This window comes from Phycicoccus sp. Soil803, assembly GCF_001429685.1.
GTDB lineage: Bacteria > Actinomycetota > Actinomycetes > Actinomycetales > Dermatophilaceae > Pedococcus.
This window is the reverse complement of record NZ_LMST01000001.1, coordinates 666,650-683,517: the sequence shown is the minus strand read 5'-3', so window position 1 is coordinate 683,517 and position 16,868 is coordinate 666,650. Positions and strand designations below refer to the sequence as shown.

Here is a 16,868-nt window from a genome sequence, read left to right as displayed (position 1 = left end):
GCATACCCCTCGCTTGGCGACGTAACGGAAGTCCTGCTCCGGCGGGGCGTGCGAAAGGGCGGCCCACCTCTCGGTGGACCGCCCTTCAGCGGGGTGGCGTATGCCGTGTGGCTGGCTCGGACTAGAAGCCCATGCCACCCATCTCGTCGCCACCGGGGGCCATCGGCGCAGCCTTCTCGGGCTTGTCGGCGATGACGGCCTCGGTGGTGAGGAACAGCGCGGCGATCGACGCGGCGTTCTGGAGCGCGGAACGCGTCACCTTGGCCGGGTCGATGATGCCGGCGGCGATGAGGTCGACGTACTCGCCGGTGGCGGCGTTGAGGCCCCACCCTGCTGCGAGCGTGCTGACCTTCTCCGTCACGACGCCACCCTCGAGACCGGCGTTGATCGCGATCTGCTTGAGCGGAGCGGAGGCTGCGACGCGAACGATGTTCGCACCGGTGGCCTCGTCACCCTCGAGCTCGAGCTTCTCGAACGCGGCCTTGGTCGCCTGGAGCAGAGCCACGCCACCACCGGCGACGATCCCCTCCTCGACGGCAGCCTTGGCGTTGCGCACGGCATCCTCGATGCGGTGCTTGCGCTCCTTGAGCTCGACCTCGGTCGCGGCACCGGCCTTGATGACCGCAACACCGCCGGCCAGCTTGGCCAGGCGCTCCTGCAGCTTCTCGCGGTCGTAGTCGCTGTCCGACTTGTCGATCTCGGCGCGGATCTGGTTGACCCGACCCTGGATCTGGTCGGCGTCGCCAGCACCCTCGACGATGGTCGTCTCGTCCTTGGTGACGACGACCTTGCGGGCGCGGCCGAGCAGGTCGAGCTCCGCGGTGTCGAGCTTGAGGCCGACCTCCTCGGAGATGACCTGGCCACCGGTGAGGATGGCGATGTCGGCCAGCATGGCCTTGCGACGGTCACCGAAGCCGGGAGCCTTGACGGCGACCGACTTGAAGGTGCCCCGGATCTTGTTGACCACGAGGGTCGACAGGGCCTCGCCGTCCACGTCCTCCGAGATGATCAGCAGCGGCTTGCCGGACTGCATGACCTTCTCGAGGAGGGGCAGCAGGTCCTTGATGCCGGAGATCTTGGAGTTGACCACGAGGACGTAGGGGTCCTCGAGGACGGCTTCCATGCGCTCGGTGTCGGTGACGAAGTAGTGGCTGATGTAGCCCTTGTCGAAGCGCATGCCCTCGGTGAGCTCGAGCTCGAGGCCGAAGGTGTTGGACTCCTCGACGGTGATGACGCCTTCCTTGCCGACCTTGTCCATGGCCTCGGCGATCATCTCGCCGATCTGGGGGTCAGCAGCGGAGATCGAGGCCGTCGAAGCAATCTGCTCCTTGGTCTCGACGTCCTTGGCCATCTCGAGCAGCTGGGCGGAGACGGCCTCGACGGCCTTCTCGATGCCACGCTTGAGGGCCATCGGGTTGGCGCCTGCGGCGACGTTGCGCAGACCCTCCTTGACGAGGGCCTGGGCGAGGACGGTGGCAGTGGTCGTGCCGTCGCCGGCGACGTCATCCGTCTTCTTGGCAACTTCCTTGACCAGCTCTGCGCCGATCTTCTCGTAAGGGTCGTCGAGCTCGATCTCCTTGGCGATGGACACACCATCGTTGGTGATCGTGGGGGCTCCCCACTTCTTCTCGAGGACGACGTTGCGGCCCTTCGGACCGAGGGTGACGCGCACGGCGTCGGCGAGGATGTTCATTCCCCGCTCGAGACCGCGGCGAGCCTCTTCATCGAAAGCGATGATCTTGGCCATTCGGGTGGTTCCTCCCACGCGAAACGTAAGCGGTGGCCAGCGGGTGCCCGCGACGGACGGACCGGCTCGCACGGCTCACGTCGCCGCGTTCCCCGGACCTCACCTGGACTGGCCTGGATTGTCACTCTCAGGGTGAGAGTGCTAACGCCATTATTGGCACTCTCCCCGGGAGAGTGCAAACGTGTCCGCGCCCGGCGAACGGCCGCGGCGGGCTGCCCCGAGATCCCAGCTCTCGGGCCTCGACCCCTGCTGGAAGCCCGAAAGCTGGGATCTCGTGTGGGCAGACTCGGTCCACTGTGGAGAACTCCGAGCGTGGGGATGCGGTTTTGCCACGCTCACGGGGTGGCTCGTCCGTTGACCCCGCTCCCCTCGACCCTGCTCGACCGCGCGTTCACCTGCGCCGAGGCGAGGGCTGCGAAGGTCACCCGATCCCGCCTGGATGCACACGACCTCGAGCGACCGTCGTGGGGTCTGCGCAGCACCCGACCGGCCAGCACTGTCGATGAGCAGACCCGCGACCTGTCGGCGATCCTGCCTGAGGGCGCGGCCTTCTCCCACCTGACGGCCGCCAGGCTCTGGCGGCTGCCCCTGCCGACCCCGTGGCACCGGACCGAGCCGGTGGACGTGCTCACCGGTGGCACGCCGCTTCGACGAGCCGGTATCCGCGGCCACCGAGGTCTCGAGCGCCGGGAGGTCGAGGTCCTTCGAGGGCTGCGGGTCACCTGCCCTGTCCCCACGTGGGTCGACCTGGCTGCGGTCCCGGGCTTCTCCGTCGAGCACCTCGTCATCGCCGGAGATGCGTTCGCAACCCGCGATCCTGACCTGCTGCCCCGTTTCGCCCGCGCCGGGGAGCGCGCCGGCGGGAGGGGGCGCCGCAAGGTGCGCGCGGCAGCCGGGCTGATCCGAAGCGGCAGCGGGTCGCCGATGGAGACCCGGGCGCGGCTGGCATTCGGCGAGGCCGGCCTACCTGAGCCCGAGCTCAACGCGACGGTGCATGCCGAGGACGGCCACTTCCTGGCACGAGTGGACTTCCTCTGGCGAGAGGCACGCGTGATCGTCGAGTACGAGGGAGACCAACACCGGACCGACCGACGCCAGTGGCAGTACGACATCCAGCGTGTGCGCCTCCTCGAGAGGATGGGCTGGAAGGTCATCCGGATCACGGCAGCCGACCTCTCCGATCCGCAGCGGCGCGGCGAGGTGATGCGCACGCTGCACGACCTGGTGGGCTGACCAAGCGCCGAGATCCCAGCTCTCGGGCCAATGGACCCCTCGGAAGCGCGAGAGCTGGGATCTCGCCGTTGGGGGTCGCCGTCGCGGCCGGCTGGTGTCACCCTGAGACATGGCATCGCACCCCGACCCGCTCGAGGGCTCGAACTTCCTCGTCGACTTCGCCGGGACGGACGACGCGTCGTTCTCCCACGTCGACCTCCCGGTGGCCCTGCTCGACGAGGTGGCCTACCGCTCCGGCGACGACAAGGCGAACGAGCCGCGCAAGCAGCCCGGGCTCGCCAGCTACTCCCACCTCGTCCTCAGCCGGGGGCTGACCACCAACCTCGACCTCTGGAACTGGTGGGAGGCCGCCCGCAACGGCGATCCCAGCGTCGACCGCAACGTCGTCGTCAGGTTGCTGGACGGGACCGGCCAGCTCGTCCTGAGCTGGAAGTTCCGCAACGCCTTCCCGGCCGTCTACCGGCTGAGCCCCCTCGACGCCGCCGCCAGCGACCTGGTCGTCGAGACGGTGGAGCTCGCCTTCGACTCGATGGACGTCGAGGTCTGAGCCCCGAGGGACGTCGAGGTCCGTGCCCCCAGGGACGTCGACGTGCGAGCCCTCAGGTCAGGAGGGTGCGCAGGGTGGCGTCGGCCTCGGACCCCACCGGGTCGTCGAGGTCGGCGACGAAGACGGCGTAAGCCGTGCGCGCGGGGTTGGCGTCGAGCTCGGCGAGGACGGTGCGCCAGGCCGCGAGGTTCGGGTGTTCGAGGCTGGTGCAGGCCTCGGCGGGACGCAACGTCTCCACCGCGGCCTCCAGCTGCTGGCGGGACAGGTCGTAGGTCTGCGACCCGTTCGCATGCCCGAGCACTTTGGCCAGGACCACCGCGGGGAGGGCATGCCTGCCGCCCGGGGCGTTGACGTGAGGGAACTCCAGCTCCGGCGACGACGACGCTGAGCTGATGCCCACGGCATACGCGACCGGTGGCTCCCAGCCGTCGATGGTGGAGGCCAGGGCGTCCTTGATCGCAGCGAGTCCTTCGGGCGTGCTCCAGTCGGGGTCCATCAGCCCATCCTGACAGCCGAGGGGAAGGCGTCGCGGTACGACCGGAGGTCGACGGTGCCGTTGGCGACCGACTCGGCGGCCAGCGTGGCGTGGCCGACAGCCCTGGTCACGCAGTCGCCCGCCGCCACCATGAGGGCGTGCAGGGCCGGCAGCTCCGGGGCGGGGCGCCCGCCGGTCGCGAGGGTGAACAGCGTGTCGCCGTCGAGCAACGTGTGCACCGGGTGGATCGCCCGGGCGAGCCCGTCGTGCCCGAGCCCGCTGACCTTCTGGCACTGCGCCTTGGTGAGGGTCGCGTCCGTGGCGATGACGCCGATCACCGTCGCCATCCCCGGCCGCACCGGCTGTCCCTCGTATGCCGCGTCGGCCCGGGCGCGCGCGGCGGCCAGCTCGTCGGCGCTCGGGACCCCGACGTGGGCGAACTCGTCGCCGAGCCCGTAGCGCGCGGCGAGCAGCTCACCGGTGCGCTCGTCGTGGGGCGCGCCGAACGAGTTCAGGGCGACGAGGGCCGCGACCGTCGTGCCGTCGTCGAGGACCGCACTCGCCGAGCCGATCGCCCCCTTGAGCCCACCGGCCCGGGCTCCCGTTCCGGCACCGACACACCCCTGGAGCACCGCGTCGGCGGAGGCCACCGCGAACGCGTCGGCACCGTCGGCGGCGGTCGGGGCGTTCGCGAACTCACCACCCCGGCCGAGGTCGAAGAGCACCGCCGCCGGCACGATCGGGACCACCTGCCCGGGCTCGCCCATCGGCCAACCCAGCCCGGCGGCATACAGCTGCTGCACCACGCCGTCGGCGACCGCGAGCCCGAACGCGCTCCCGCCGGTGAGCACCACGGCGTTGACCCGGTCGACGAGGTTGCGCGGGTCGAGCAGGTCGGTCTCGCGCGTGCCCGGCGCGCCGCCGCGGACGTCCACGCCAGCCACCGCACCGACGTCGGGGGCGACCACCACGGTGCAGCCGGTGAGCCAGCCGTCCTCGCAGCGGGTGGCGTGGCCGACCCGCAGTCCGGGCACGTCGGTGAGCGAGTTCGTGGGCCCCGGGCGCATCAGTCGGCGGTCGCGTCGGGTGCGTCGGTCGCGTCTGGTGCGTCGGGCCGGGCGTCGATGATGCAGAACCGGTTGCCGTCGGGGTCCTCCAGCACCTCGAAGTCGCGCTCTCCCTCGGGGTACTGCCAGTCCTGGACCCGGTGCGCCCCCAGCTGCACGAGCCGCTCGATCTCGGCCGCCTGGTCGCGGGCGTAGAGGTCGAGGTGGATGTGGGGGTGCAGCAGCGGCCGGGTGTCGCCGAGGTTGAGGGACAGGTTGGGTCCGACGCCGTCTCGGGGACTCAGGATCACCCAGTCGGGCTCGGGCTCGTAGCGCGGCGCGTAGTCGAGGGCTGCCGCCCAGAAGGCCATCGCGCGCGGGACGTCGCGGACGTTGACGACGATCGACCCGATCTTGAAGTCAGCTCCCATCACAGCTCCATCCGGTAGGCGCGGGCGTCGGCGACGAAGCCCACGCGTTCGACCATGGCGGTGGTGTGGACGCCCGCAGCGATCGTGACGGCGCGCAGGCCCGAGTCGCGGGCCCAGCCCACGGCGGCGTTGAGCAGCACCTCCCCCGCGCCGATGCCGCGGTGTTCGGGGCGGACGAAGAACGTGTCGACGACGAGCTCCGCGCCGGCTCCGGGCACCCGGCCGGGCCAGGGCAACGGCTCGACGACCAGGCCCTGGAGGTAGCCGGCGTGGTCGTCGCCGGCCTCGGCGATCCAGACCGGGCGGACCTTCTGGCTGGCCGACCAGGCGCGGGCGAACCGGTCGAGGAAGCCGACCTCGCTCTGGCCACCCCGGTGCCGGGCGCACTGCAGCGTCAGGGCCGCCACGACGAGCGCGTCATCGGGACCTGCCAACCGGGTTCGCACGTCGCCCACGCCAGAAGTCAACCACGCGGGACTGCACCGGGACACCGGTTCGCCTGCACCCACGACCAGACGCCGCGGGCACCGGTGCGGACGCAACAACGCCCGTACAGTCACTTCTGCACGGGCGTTGGTGAACCAGGGGGCTCGGTCAGAGCTGGATGCCCAACCGGCGGGCGCTGCGGGCGCGCTGGCGCGAGGCGCGCAACCGGCGCAGGCGCTTGATGAGCATCGGGTCGGCCTCGAGCGCGGCCTGGGAGTCGATGAGGGCGTTGAGCACCTGGTAGTAGCGGGTGGCGCTCATGTCGAACAGCTCACGGATCGCCTGCTCCTTGGCGCCGGCGTACTTCCACCACTGGCGCTCGAAGGCGATGATCTCGCGGTCACGATCGCTCAGCTCCGTGGTGACGCTGACCTGACCCTGCTCGTGTGCGGCGTTCAACTCTCGACCCAATCTTCGCCTGATGTGTTGCAGACCTGATGTGGTGCAGACCTGGCGTGCAGACGTGGTTCCGTCCGTGCAGGGCCAACTATACGGAGCGAATCACACGCTTGTCATTCGAGTCGGCTAGTCCGAACGGCGCAGTCTGGACGGCTCTGGTCACACCCGTCCCACTCGCCACTTCAGCGTCGTCAAGCCCCACAGCAGGTGCAGGCGTCAGTCCACTTGCAGGGTTGTTCCCACGATCAGGCCATCGTGTCGAGGATGGCCATGATGTCGTCCTCGGAGGTGCGCGGGTTGACGATGGCGAACCGGGTCAGGGTCTCGCCGAGGTGTGAGGTGGGGACGACGAAGGCGAACTGGTCGGCCAACAGCCGGTCCGACCACTCCTGGTACTGCGCCGCCGTCCAGCCGGGCCGACGGAAGACCACCACGGAGAGGTCGGGCTCGCGGACCACCTCGAGGTAGTCGCGCCGGGCGATCTCCTCGGCAGCGAACCGGGTGACCTCGAGCGTCCGCTCGACGGCCTCGCGGTAGGCATCGGTGCCGTGGGTGGCGAGGGAGAACCAGAACGGCAGGCCACGCGCCCGGCGGGTCAGGCCGACGGAGTAGTCGGTGGGGTTCCAGTCGGGCTTGTCGGTGAGGACGTCGAGGTAGGAGGCGTGCTGGGTGTGCGCGGCACGGGCCAGGGCCGGCTCGCGGTAGAGCAGCGCACAGCAGTCGAACGGCGCGAACAGCCACTTGTGCGGGTCGACGATGAACGAGTCGCAGTGCTCGATGCCGGCATAGAGATGGCGGACCGAGGGGGCCGCCAGACCCGCGCCGCCGTAGGCACCGTCGACGTGGAACCAGATCCCGAACTCACGGCAGACCTCGGCCACCGAGGCGAGGTCGTCGACGATCCCGAAGTTGGTGGTGCCGCTGGTGGCGACCACCGCGAAGAAGGTCTCGGGGCCGTTGGCGACCAGGACCTCGCGCAGGGCCGCACCGCTGAGGCGGCCGCGGTCGTCCACCTCGACGCCGACCAGCTCGGCATCCATGACGTCGCAGGCCGACTGGATCGACGAGTGCGCACCATGCGTCGCGGCGACCCGCCACGGCCGAGCGCCCGCACCGCTGCGAGTCTCGTGGGCCGCCTTCACCCGCGCAGTGTGGCGGGCGGCCACGAGGGCCGAGAGGTTGCCGATGGTGCCGCCGGGCACGAAGACGCCACCGGCCTCCTTCGGCAGGCCGACCAGGTCGGCGATCCAGCGCAGGGCCTGGTTCTCGGCGTACACCGCACCGGCTCCCTCGAGCCAGGAGCCGCCGTAGATCGACGACGCCCCGACCACGAGGTCGAACATCGCCGCGGCCTCGGTCGGGGCGCAGGGGATGAAGGACAGGTAGCGCGGGTGGTCGGTCGAGATGCAGGCCTGCGCGAGGTGCTCCCCGAAGAGCTTGAGCGCCTCGAGCCCACCGATGCCGTCGACGGTGATGGTCTGGCCCGCCGCGGCGTCGAGCTCCGCCAGCGTCTGGGGCCCGTCGAGTGGGACCGGGTCGAGCTTCAGGCGGTCGGCGGAGTAGGCGAGGATCGCGTCGCCGAGGGCCTCGAGGTTCTGGTCGCTGTAGCCGTGCACGCGGCGAGTCTAGGGCGCAGCGTGGCACCGGGTGCAGGGCTCAGTCAGGCCCCGTCGTCGAACAGCGCCGCCCGCAGCCCGGCCACGTCCCTGACGAGGGCGTCCGGGCTGGTCGCAGCCAGCGCCGCCTCGAGACCGGCCCCCCAGGTGACGGCCACCGCACCCATTCCCGCGGCGCGGGCGGCCTCGACGTCGACGGTCGCGTCACCGACGTAGACGCAGTCGTGCGGTGCGGCGCCGAGCTGCGCGGCGGCATACAGGAGGGGCGCGGGGTGGGGCTTGTGGAGGGTGGTCTCCTCCTGTCCGGCCAGCACGTCGATGCGGTCCTCGAGACCGACGGCGCGCAACCCGAGGCGCACGGTGTCGCCCTTCTTGCTGGAGACCACGCCGGTGCGGGCCCCGGCGGCGTGCAGGTCGTCGAGCAGCTGCGGCACCCCCTCGACGGTGCGGATGAGCTCGTCGTGGTTGGCCAGGTTCCAGGTGCGGTAGACGTCGGTGAGCTCGGCGCCACGCCCCGGGTAGCGCTCCTCGAGCACCGGCTGGAGCGGTCGTCCGATCCACGAGCGGACCTCGTCCTCGGGGGCCGCCTGGCCGAGGACCGCGCCGAGGGCGTGGTGGTACGACGCGACGATGAGCGGGATGGTGTCGGCGAGGGTGCCGTCGAAGTCGAACAGGACCACGGGCCAGCGGGGAGTCACGGCTCGAGGCTACGGCCTTCGGCGAGGTCGGCCGCAGGGGCCCGCGAGGCCAGGCACTGCCCCACCCCCGTGGGGCAGTGCACAGCGTCCTGGCCCGGTGCCTTCAGGACCCGTCGGTGGCGGGTTCGATGCCGAGCTCGCGCAGGAGCGTCTCGACGCGGCCGCGGATCTCGTCCCGGATCGGGCGCACCGCCTCGACCCCTTGGCCCGCCGGGTCGTCGAGCACCCAGTCCTCGTAGCGCTTGCCCGGGAAGTAGGGGCAGGTGTCGCCGCACCCCATCGTGACGACCACGTCGGAGGCCTCCACGGCCTCGACGGTGAGCACCTTCGGGGTCTCGGCGGCGATGTCGATGCCCTCCTCGGCCATCGCGGCGACGGCAGCGGGGTTGACCTCGTCGGCCGGCTCGCTCCCGGCGGACCGCACCTCGACGGCGCCACCCCCGAGGTGAGCGAGGTATGCCGCGGCCATCTGCGAGCGCCCCGCGTTGTGGACACAGACGAACAGGACGGACGGCTTGTCACTCATGCGGCGCTCTCTCGGGTTGCGGTGCTTTCAGGAATGGGGACCTCGAGGATACGGAGGAGGCCGATGGCCGCGGCGGCGCCGACCAGCTGGGCGACGACGAAGGCCGGGACGCTGGCGGGGGCGATGCCCGCGAAGGTGTCGGAGAAGGCGCGGGCCACGGTGACCGCGGGGTTCGCGAACGACGTCGAGGAGGTCAGGAAGTAGGCGCCGAAGATCCAGGCGGGGACGACGAGGGCGGCCCGGCCACCGTCGCGCAGGAGCCCGATGGTGAGCACGAGTCCCGCCGTCGCCACGACCTCGCCGAGCCACAGGCCGGCGCCGGCGCGCTCGTGGTGGGACAGGTGCAGCGCAGGCAGCCCGAACATGAGGTTGGCCAGTGCGGTGCCGACCACGGCGCCGACCACCTGGGCGACGACGTAGGGGGCGACCTGGCGCCAGGCGTGCCGGCCGCGGACCGCCTCGGCGAGCGTGACGGCGGGGTTGAGGTGCGCGCCGCTGAGGGGCGCGAGGCTGGAGACCAGCACGCCGAGGACGGTTGCCGTGGCCGCCGCGTTGACGAGGAGCTGGAGGGCGACGTCGTCGGTCAGCCGTTGGGCCATCACGCCGGAGCCGACGACAGCCGCGAGCAGGCCTGCGGCGCCCAACGACTCGGCGCCGAGCCTGACCCGCAGCCGAGTGGTCAGCACGCGCAGCCGCAGCCGCCGCAGCAGGTGGTGTCAGCCATGACTCGCTCCTCCATCGAATGGTGCGTCGACGGTTGCATCGACTATGGTCAATGCAGGAAGTGAAACGCCTGCATCGATGTTTGTCAATATCGAGTGCGGGCTATGCCCACCGCGACCCAGGAGGACCCGTGCCCCAGCTGATCGCCACCCTGCGCGACACGACGGCGGCCGACGGCGACGCCTGCTGCGGCACGCTGACGACCGACGACGCGATGGGTCGAGAGCAGGCCGAGGTGACCGCCCAGCTGCTCAAGGCGGTGGCTGACCCGGTGCGGCTCCAGCTGCTGTCCCTGATCCGGTCGTCCAAAGGCCACGAGGCCTGTGTCTGCGACCTCACGCCCGCCGTGGGGCTCAGCCAGCCGACCGTGAGCCACCACCTCAAGGTGCTGACCGAGGCGGGCCTCCTGACCCGCGAGCGCCGTGGGACGTGGGCGTGGTTCCAGCTGGTGCCCGCGCGGCTCGACGACCTGGCCGCGATCTTCCGCTGACGCCCACCTGAGCCTGCGCGCGGGAGCCGGGCTAGTTTCTGGGTATGCCGCCCGCCGCCCTGACCGAGCTCGTCCACCCCTCGTGGGCGGCCGCCCTGGCACCCGTGGCCGACACCGTCGCGGGGCTCGGTGAGTTCCTGCGCGCGGAGGTCGCCGCCGGACGGGGCTACCTGCCCGCGGGCAAGCACGTGCTGCGCGCGTTCGAGCGCCCCCTCGACGACGTGCGGGTGCTGATCGTCGGGCAGGACCCCTATCCGACGCCGGGCCACGCGGTCGGGCTGTCCTTCTCCGTCGCGCCCGACGTGCGGCCGGTCCCCCGCTCGCTGGTCAACATCTACACCGAGCTGGAGAGCGACCTCGGGCTCTCCCGGCCGACATCCGGCGACCTGTCGCCGTGGGCCGACCAGGGGGTGCTGCTGCTCAACCGGGTGCTCACCGTCACCCCGGGCAAGCCGGCGAGCCATCGCGGCAAGGGCTGGGAGTCGGTGACGGCGGCCGCGATCGCGGCCCTCGTCGAACGCGGCGGACCACTCGTCGCGATCCTGTGGGGCAGGGACGCGAGGAACCTCGTGCCGCACCTGCCCGGCATACCGGCCATCGAGAGCGCCCACCCCTCGCCCCTGTCGGCGCACTCGGGCTTCTTCGGGAGCAAGCCGTTCAGCCGTGCCAACGAACTCCTCGCCCAGCAGGGCGCCGCACCGATCGACTGGAGCCTGCCGTGACCGACGCACCCGAGCCCGTGACCACGGACGACAACCAGACCCACCTGCCCGAGCGCGGCAAGGTCTGGCACCGCTACGTCGCGATCGGCGACTCCTTCACCGAGGGCATGTCCGACGCCGACCCGGAGCGCGACAACGCCTACGTCGGCTGGGCCGACCGGCTCGCCACGCACCTCGCCGCCATCGCGCACCGGGAGGGCGGCGAGCTCGCCTACGCCAACCTGGCCGTGCGTGGCCGCCTGCTCGCCGACGTGATCGGTCCGCAGCTCGACGCGGCGATCGCGCTCGGCCCCGACCTCGTCTCGATGGTCGGCGGGGGCAACGACATCCTGCGGCCCAAGGCCGACCTCGACGCCATCGCGGCTCGGCTCGAGGCAGCCGTCGTGCGGTTGCGCGAGGCGGGTGCCGACGTGCTCCTCGCGACGCCGACCGACCCGGTTGGGGCGCCGCTGCTCAGGCACCTGCGGGGTCGGCACGCGATCCACTCGGCCAACATCTTCAGCATCGCCCAGCAGCACGGCGCCTACGTCATCAACCAGTGGGGCATGACCGCGTTGCAGGACTTCCGGCTGTGGGCCGACGACCGGATCCACATGACGACCGAGGGCCACCGACGGGTCGCGCTCAACGCGCTCTCGGCGCTCGGCCACGACACCGACCGGGCCGACTGGTCGACGCCTCTGCCGCCACAGCCTCCGCAGGCCCGGCGCGAGTCGGCCGCCGCGAACGCCGAGTGGGCCAGGACCCATCTCGCCCCCTGGGTGCAGCGCCGGCTCAGGGGCGAGTCGTCCGGTGACACCGTGCAGGCCAAGCGCCCCGAGCTCACCCCCGTCGACCCCGCCTGACCTGCGCGATTCAGGTACTAGGACGTCCTACTACTACCATCAGGCCATGCCTGCGACCCGTCTGATGCCCACCGAGGAGGGCCAGGACCTCATCGACCTCACGCGCGAGATCTGCCAGAAGGAGCTGCTCCCGCAGGTCGACGAGGCGGAGCGCCGGGCCGCCACCACGCCGGAGCTCCCACGAGACGCCTTCCGCGTGCTGGGCCGGGCCGGACTGCTGTCGCTCCCCTACCCCGAGGACTTCGGTGGCGGCGGCCAGCCCTACGAGGTCTACCTCCAGGTCGTCGAGGAGATCGCCTCGGTCTGGATGTCGGTCGCCGTCGGCGTCTCGGTCCACTCCCTCACGTGCTACCCCGTCGCCGAGTTCGGCTCGCGGGCCCAGCAGGAGGCCCTGCTCCCCGCCATGCTGTCCGGCGACCAGCTCGGCGCCTACTGCCTGTCCGAGCGCAACTCCGGCTCCGACGTCGCGTCGATGAGCGCCCGGGCGACCGCCGACGACGAAGCCGACCCCACGGCATACACGCTCAAGGGCACGAAGGCCTGGATCAGCCACGCCGGCCACGCCGACTTCTACACCGCCTTCGTGCGCACGTCCGACGACGGCGGCCGCGGGCTGTCGTGCATCGTCGTGCCGGGTGACGCCGAGGGTCTCGCATTCGGCGCCCCCGAGAAGAAGATGGGGCTGCACTGCGACACCGTGAGCGAGGTGCACTTCGAGGGCGTCCAGGTCCCGGCCGACCGGCTGGTCGGCACGCCGGGCCAGGGCATGGCCATCGCACTGTCAGCCCTCGACTCCGGTCGCCTCGGAATCGCTGCTGCCGCAACGGGATTGGCGCAGGCTGCCCTCGACCGTGCGGTGGCCTACGCCAAGGAGCGCGAGCAGTTCGGGCGCCCCATCGGCGACAACCAGGGGCTGGCCTTCCTCCTCGCCGACATGGAAGCAGCCGTCACGAGCGCCCGGGCGTCCTACCTGCACGCCGCTCGGCTGCACGACGCCGGGCGCCCCTTCACCAAGGAGGCGGCCGTGGCCAAGCTGGTCTGCACCGACAATGCCATGCGCGTGACCACCGATGCCGTACAGGTGCTCGGCGGCGCCGGCTACACCCAGGACTTCCCCCTCGAGCGCTACATGCGTGAGGCCAAGGTCACCCAGATCTTCGAGGGCACGAACCAGATCCAGCGGCTCGTCATCAGCCGCCAGCTCCTGAAGAACTCGTCGAGCTTGTCCAAGAGAGGCTGAGAAACCTTGCAGATCAACGATTCCACCGTCGCGCTCGTCACCGGCGGAGCCAGCGGCCTCGGCGGGGCCACGGTCCGTCGGCTGCACGCCGACGGTGCGGCCGTCGTGATCCTCGACCTCCCCTCCTCCCCGGGCGAGGCGCTGGCCGCGGAGCTCGGCGAGCGCGCGCGGTTCGTGGCCACGGACGTCCGCGACGAGGCGCAGGTGCAGGCGGCGATCGACGTCGCCAGGGAGCTCGGCACGTTGCGGATCGTGGTCAACTGCGCCGGGATCGGCACCCCCGGTCGGGTCGTCGGCAAGCGCGGACCCCTGCCGCTCGAGGACTTCACCAACGTCGTCACGATCAACCTGATCGGCACGTTCAACGTCCTGCGGCTCGCCGCGGCCGCGATGCTCGACAACGAGCCCCTCGACGGGGACCGCGGTGTCGTCGTCATGACCGCGTCCATCGCCGCCTACGACGGCCAGATCGGCCAGGCCGCGTATGCCGCGAGCAAGGGTGGCGTCGTCGGCCTCACTCTCAGCGCGGCTCGCGACTTGGCGGACAAGGGAATTCGCGTCATGACGATCGCTCCGGGGACGTTCGAGACGCCGATGCTCAGCGGGCTCCCGGGCGACGTCAAGGCCGTCCTCGAGGCCCAGGTGCCGCACCCGTCCAGGCTCGGCAGCCCCGACGAGTACGCCAACCTGGTGCGCCACGTCGTCGACAACGCGATGCTCAACGGCGAGGTCATCCGGCTCGACGGCGCCCTGCGAATGCCCCCGCGCTAACCGTCTGCCATCGCCTTGGCGAGGTCTTCGCGTGAGTGGATCCCGAGCTTGATGTAGACGTGGCGCAGGTGGTACTCCACCGTCTTGGGGCTGAGGAACAACGCCACGGCAGCCTCCCGGCTGGTGCGACCCTGCGCCAGCAACGTGGCGATCTGGCGCTCCTGGGGCGTCAACGCCGCGATCACCCCGGCCCCCCGGCGCAGCGCCGTCTCGCCGGTCGCCTCCAGCTCGACGGCGGCCCGGTCGGCCCAGGGGACCGCACCCAGGTGCTCGAAGGTGGCCAGCGCCTCGCGCAGCGGGGGGCGGGCGTGGACGCGGCGTCGTGACCGACGCAGGACCGAGCCATACGCCAGCCGCGTCCGCGCCGACTCGAACGGATCCGGAGTCAGCGCGTGCAGGCGCAGCGCCTCGACGAACTCGGCCTCCCCCTCGTCCAGCCCGCGCGCCACGCCCAGGGCCCGGTGGGCTCGGGCCAGCGCCCAGGGCTGACCCTTGGCGCGTGCCGCGGCGAGGTAGTCCTCGGCGATCGAGACAGCGTCCAGCGGCTCGCCCAGCTGCCAGCAGCACTCGACCAGCTCAGGACCCGGCGAGAGGTCCGGGTCGGTGACCCCCAGGTCCGACAGCATGTCGGCGAGCGCCTCGTAGGACTCCTTGGCTGCCTCGGGGCGCCCGGTGGCCGCCTCGAGGTCGGCTGCGCCGAAGGCCGCCCACACCATCGCCAACCAGGCCGAGTGCACAGTGCCGAGTCGCACGGCCTCCCCGCCGTGGTGTCGAGACTCCTCGGCGCGGCCCTGGCGGGCGAGCAGCCATGCGAAGCCGCCACTGGCGAGCGCCAGGTCCGTGTGGTGCCCCGTCTCCTGCGCCAGTCGGATCGCCTCGACGTAGCCGGCCTCGGCGTCGGCCCAGCCGTCCGAGGCCGCGTGGTCGCGCGAGATCAGGGTGAGCAGGAACGGCAGCATGCCCACGGCCGCCTCGGTCCGCACGGTGCGCACTGCCTCGGCCATGGTCGCCCTGACCTCCCCGGCCTCGCGAAGGAACATCGGGCCGAGCAGCGCCCACCGGAACCGCCACTGGTCGCTCCCCGCGCTGTCATCGGGGGGTTCGGCCATCGCTGCCCTGATGAGGTCGGCGCCGCGGTCGGCTCGCCCACCGAGGACGAGGGCGAACCCCGCCGCCATCCGCCCGATGCGGCGTGCCGACGGCGACGCTGACGAGCCGGTCAGGTCGACCAGCTGCTCGGCCGCGCGCAGGCCGGAGGCGGAGTCGCACAAGTAGACGCATGCCTCCACCGCGTCGGCGAGCAGGAGCGCTGCCGCGTCTGGATCGTGCGGAGTCGCGTCGTCCGCCGCGGCGAAGAGCAGGTCCCGGGCCTGCTCCAACGACCCACAGCGGGATTCGATGGATCCCAGCCGCCCCAGCACGCGCGCCCGGTCCAGCGGCGACCGGGCCAGGGCGAGCGACTGACGCAGGAGCCTGGCAGCCTCCTCGCTGGCGCCCGCCAGCCAGGCCTGGTCACCCGCGCGCAGTAGCCGCTCGCCGCGCAGACCGCCGTCGGCAGTGTGCGCGGCTGACCTGACCAGCTGTGCCGAGGCCACGGCATTGGCTCCCCTCCGGCCGGCGTCCTCGGCAGCGGTCTCGAGCAGTGCGGCCGCGGGGTCGTCCGGTCCGACAGCGGCTTCGGCCAGGTGCCAGGCACGACGGTCGAGCTCGCCGTGCTCCACCGCTGCGGCCAGGAGGCGGTGGGCCTCCCTCCGCGAGGCCGCGCTGGCCTCTCCATAGACGGCGGCCCGCACGAGCGGGTGGTGGAACTCGACCGCGATGTCGGTCAGCCGCACCAGACCCGCACTCTCGGCCTCCTCGAGAGCCGCCAGGTCGACCCCGGCCGCGCGGCAGGCTCGGCCCAGGGCGGCCAGGTCGTGGTTGTCGGTGGCGGCGAGGAGCAGGGCGGTGCCCGCCTCAGCCGACAGCGCGAGTGCCTTGCGGGAGTATGCCGCGAGCAGGGCGCCCGTGAGTGCGACCGGCGTGTGGGGCGGAGCGCCGCTGAGCCGTTCGGCCTCACCGGCGAGGTCGAGGATGGCGAGGGGGTTGCCACCCGTGGCCTCGTGGAAGCGGGCCACCCGAGCGGCCGTCCAGTGCTCCGACCTGGCGCTCTCGAGCAGGGCGCGGGCGCCTTCCACCGACAGCGGCCCCAGGTGCAGGGTGGGCAGCCCGGCGAAGGCCGAGTCCTGGACGGGTCGCATCGCCACGACGATGGCGATCCGGTCACTCACCACCCGCCTCGCCGCGAAGGCGAGCGCCTGCGCGGACGACTCGTCGAAGAGGTGGCCGTCGTCGATCACGACCGCCAGCGGCATCTCGTCGGCCGCTCGCGTCAGCAGCCCCAGCACCGCCGCACCCACGGCGAACCGCGCCGGGGTCGGGCCGGTGCGCACGGCGAGCGCGACGGCCAGCGCCTCGGCCTGCGGGCCGGGAAGCTCGTCCAGCAGGGGCAGCAGGGGGACGCAGACCTGGTGCAGGCCACCGAACGTGACCTCCCGCTCGGCCTCCACCCCTCGAGCGGAGAGGACCCGCATCGCCGCGGCCAGGGTACGGGCGTGGTCGAGCAGCCCGGTCTTGCCGATGCCGGGATCGCCGGAGATGACGAGCACGCCACTGTCTCCGACGCGGGCACCAGCAAGCAGCTGCTCGATGACCCGCTGCTCAACCTCGCGCCCGACGAGCACTTCGTCAGTCTGACCAGATCACCGCGAGATGACTAGGGGGGTCACCGGATTCGAGGACCCTGCCCACGCTCCTAGCGTCTCCACCACACCTTCCGCGGCGCGAGCAGGGCGCATGCCCAAGGAGAATCGGACCACTGCAAAGGACGGCAC

At 71.7% G+C, this 16,868-nt stretch carries 18 protein-coding genes; 7 read left to right on the top strand and 11 right to left on the bottom strand.

The genetic code is table 11. The features are described from left to right. Window positions 1-121 precede the first annotated feature (121 nt). Window positions 122-1,747: a chaperonin GroEL gene (gene groL / locus ASG95_RS03305; protein ID WP_056922193.1), complete on the bottom strand. Its 1,626-nt coding sequence runs from the start codon at window positions 1,745-1,747 to the stop codon at window positions 122-124. Window positions 1,748-2,089: 342 nt separating this feature from the next. On the opposite strand from groL, the gene ASG95_RS03300 reads away from it, so the two are divergent. Both ASG95_RS03300 and ASG95_RS03295 read left to right on the top strand, forming a co-directional pair. Then, window positions 2,090-2,980 carry an endonuclease domain-containing protein gene (locus tag ASG95_RS03300; protein ID WP_162259350.1) on the top strand — a complete coding sequence of 297 codons (891 nt, stop codon included), beginning with the start codon at window positions 2,090-2,092 and terminating at the stop codon, window positions 2,978-2,980. 109 nt (window positions 2,981-3,089) lie between these two features. Further along, a complete protein-coding gene (locus ASG95_RS03295; protein WP_057376545.1) occupies window positions 3,090-3,527 on the top strand; it encodes a phage tail protein in 438 nt (145 codons plus the stop codon). 52 nt (window positions 3,528-3,579) lie between these two features. Here the strand turns inward: ASG95_RS03295 and ASG95_RS03290 are convergent, their stop codons facing one another. From ASG95_RS03290 to ASG95_RS03250, 9 genes are all read right to left on the bottom strand, one after another. Next, on the bottom strand, window positions 3,580-4,023 hold the full coding sequence (locus ASG95_RS03290) for a hypothetical protein (protein ID WP_235543293.1): 444 nt from the start codon (window positions 4,021-4,023) through the stop codon (window positions 3,580-3,582). Continuing rightward, the gene (locus tag ASG95_RS03285) at window positions 4,023-5,069 is read right to left on the bottom strand and encodes a P1 family peptidase (protein WP_057376544.1); all 1,047 of its coding nucleotides are present in this window, start codon (window positions 5,067-5,069) and stop codon (window positions 4,023-4,025) included. Before ASG95_RS03285 ends, ASG95_RS03290 begins: the two co-directional genes overlap by 1 nt. Next, a complete protein-coding gene (locus ASG95_RS03280) occupies window positions 5,069-5,479 on the bottom strand; it encodes a VOC family protein (RefSeq protein ID WP_057376543.1) in 411 nt (136 codons plus the stop codon). The genes ASG95_RS03285 and ASG95_RS03280 overlap by 1 nt, the downstream gene beginning before the upstream one ends. Further along, window positions 5,479-5,934 (bottom strand): GNAT family N-acetyltransferase, encoded by a 456-nt coding sequence (locus tag ASG95_RS03275; protein WP_057376542.1) that lies wholly within the window; start codon window positions 5,932-5,934, stop codon window positions 5,479-5,481. Before ASG95_RS03275 ends, ASG95_RS03280 begins: the two co-directional genes overlap by 1 nt. A 139-nt stretch (window positions 5,935-6,073) precedes the next feature. After that, on the bottom strand, window positions 6,074-6,364 hold the full coding sequence (locus ASG95_RS03270) for a DUF3263 domain-containing protein (RefSeq protein WP_056922188.1): 291 nt from the start codon (window positions 6,362-6,364) through the stop codon (window positions 6,074-6,076). Window positions 6,365-6,609: 245 nt separating this feature from the next. Then, entirely contained in the window at window positions 6,610-7,980 is a 1,371-nt protein-coding gene (locus ASG95_RS03265) for a pyridoxal-dependent decarboxylase (RefSeq protein ID WP_057376541.1), read from the bottom strand. A gap of 44 nt (window positions 7,981-8,024) precedes the next feature. Next, complete coding sequence (locus tag ASG95_RS03260; protein ID WP_056922186.1) at window positions 8,025-8,678, bottom strand: HAD family hydrolase; 654 nt, start codon at window positions 8,676-8,678, stop codon at window positions 8,025-8,027. 103 nt (window positions 8,679-8,781) lie between these two features. Further along, window positions 8,782-9,204 (bottom strand): arsenate reductase ArsC, encoded by a 423-nt coding sequence (locus ASG95_RS03255; RefSeq protein WP_057376540.1) that lies wholly within the window; start codon window positions 9,202-9,204, stop codon window positions 8,782-8,784. Next, the gene (locus tag ASG95_RS03250; protein WP_304438260.1) at window positions 9,201-9,890 is read right to left on the bottom strand and encodes an aquaporin; all 690 of its coding nucleotides are present in this window, start codon (window positions 9,888-9,890) and stop codon (window positions 9,201-9,203) included. The genes ASG95_RS03255 and ASG95_RS03250 overlap by 4 nt, the downstream gene beginning before the upstream one ends. Before the next feature lie 176 nt (window positions 9,891-10,066). Between ASG95_RS03250 and ASG95_RS21155 the strand changes: the two genes are divergently transcribed. From ASG95_RS21155 to ASG95_RS03225, 5 genes are read left to right on the top strand one after another with little or no spacing between them, the layout of a single operon-like run. Next, a complete protein-coding gene (locus ASG95_RS21155; RefSeq protein WP_369820402.1) occupies window positions 10,067-10,417 on the top strand; it encodes an ArsR/SmtB family transcription factor in 351 nt (116 codons plus the stop codon). Between the two features lie 44 nt (window positions 10,418-10,461). Further along, window positions 10,462-11,139, top strand: coding sequence for a uracil-DNA glycosylase (locus tag ASG95_RS03240; protein ID WP_057376538.1), 678 nt, complete (start codon window positions 10,462-10,464; stop codon window positions 11,137-11,139). Further along, window positions 11,136-11,984 (top strand): SGNH/GDSL hydrolase family protein, encoded by an 849-nt coding sequence (locus tag ASG95_RS03235; protein WP_369820353.1) that lies wholly within the window; start codon window positions 11,136-11,138, stop codon window positions 11,982-11,984. The genes ASG95_RS03240 and ASG95_RS03235 overlap by 4 nt, the downstream gene beginning before the upstream one ends. Window positions 11,985-12,030: 46 nt before the next feature. Further along, window positions 12,031-13,224, top strand: coding sequence for an acyl-CoA dehydrogenase family protein (locus ASG95_RS03230; protein ID WP_056922182.1), 1,194 nt, complete (start codon window positions 12,031-12,033; stop codon window positions 13,222-13,224). 6 nt (window positions 13,225-13,230) lie between these two features. Then, window positions 13,231-13,995: a 3-hydroxyacyl-CoA dehydrogenase gene (locus tag ASG95_RS03225; RefSeq protein WP_056922181.1), complete on the top strand. Its 765-nt coding sequence runs from the start codon at window positions 13,231-13,233 to the stop codon at window positions 13,993-13,995. On the opposite strand, the gene ASG95_RS03220 is transcribed toward ASG95_RS03225, so the two are convergent. Beyond that, window positions 13,992-16,718, bottom strand: coding sequence for a LuxR family transcriptional regulator (locus ASG95_RS03220; protein WP_057376537.1), 2,727 nt, complete (start codon window positions 16,716-16,718; stop codon window positions 13,992-13,994). The genes ASG95_RS03225 and ASG95_RS03220 overlap by 4 nt on opposite strands. Window positions 16,719-16,868: the final 150 nt, after the last annotated feature.

Bases quoted from the DNA above. Each gene is read 5' to 3' on its own strand.
- ASG95_RS03285 (WP_057376544.1), bottom strand. From the start codon at position 5,069: ATGCGCCCGGGGCCCACGAACTCGCTCACCGACGTGCCCGGACTGCGG.
- ASG95_RS03290 (WP_235543293.1), bottom strand. From the start codon at position 4,023: ATGGACCCCGACTGGAGCACGCCCGAAGGACTCGCTGCGATCAAGGAC.
- ASG95_RS03280 (WP_057376543.1), bottom strand. From the start codon at position 5,479: ATGGGAGCTGACTTCAAGATCGGGTCGATCGTCGTCAACGTCCGCGAC.
- ASG95_RS03255 (WP_057376540.1), bottom strand. From the start codon at position 9,204: ATGAGTGACAAGCCGTCCGTCCTGTTCGTCTGTGTCCACAACGCGGGG.
- ASG95_RS03230 (WP_056922182.1), top strand. From the start codon at position 12,031: ATGCCTGCGACCCGTCTGATGCCCACCGAGGAGGGCCAGGACCTCATC.
- ASG95_RS03295 (WP_057376545.1), top strand. From the start codon at position 3,090: ATGGCATCGCACCCCGACCCGCTCGAGGGCTCGAACTTCCTCGTCGAC.
- ASG95_RS03240 (WP_057376538.1), top strand. From the start codon at position 10,462: ATGCCGCCCGCCGCCCTGACCGAGCTCGTCCACCCCTCGTGGGCGGCC.
- groL (WP_056922193.1), bottom strand. From the start codon at position 1,747: ATGGCCAAGATCATCGCTTTCGATGAAGAGGCTCGCCGCGGTCTCGAG.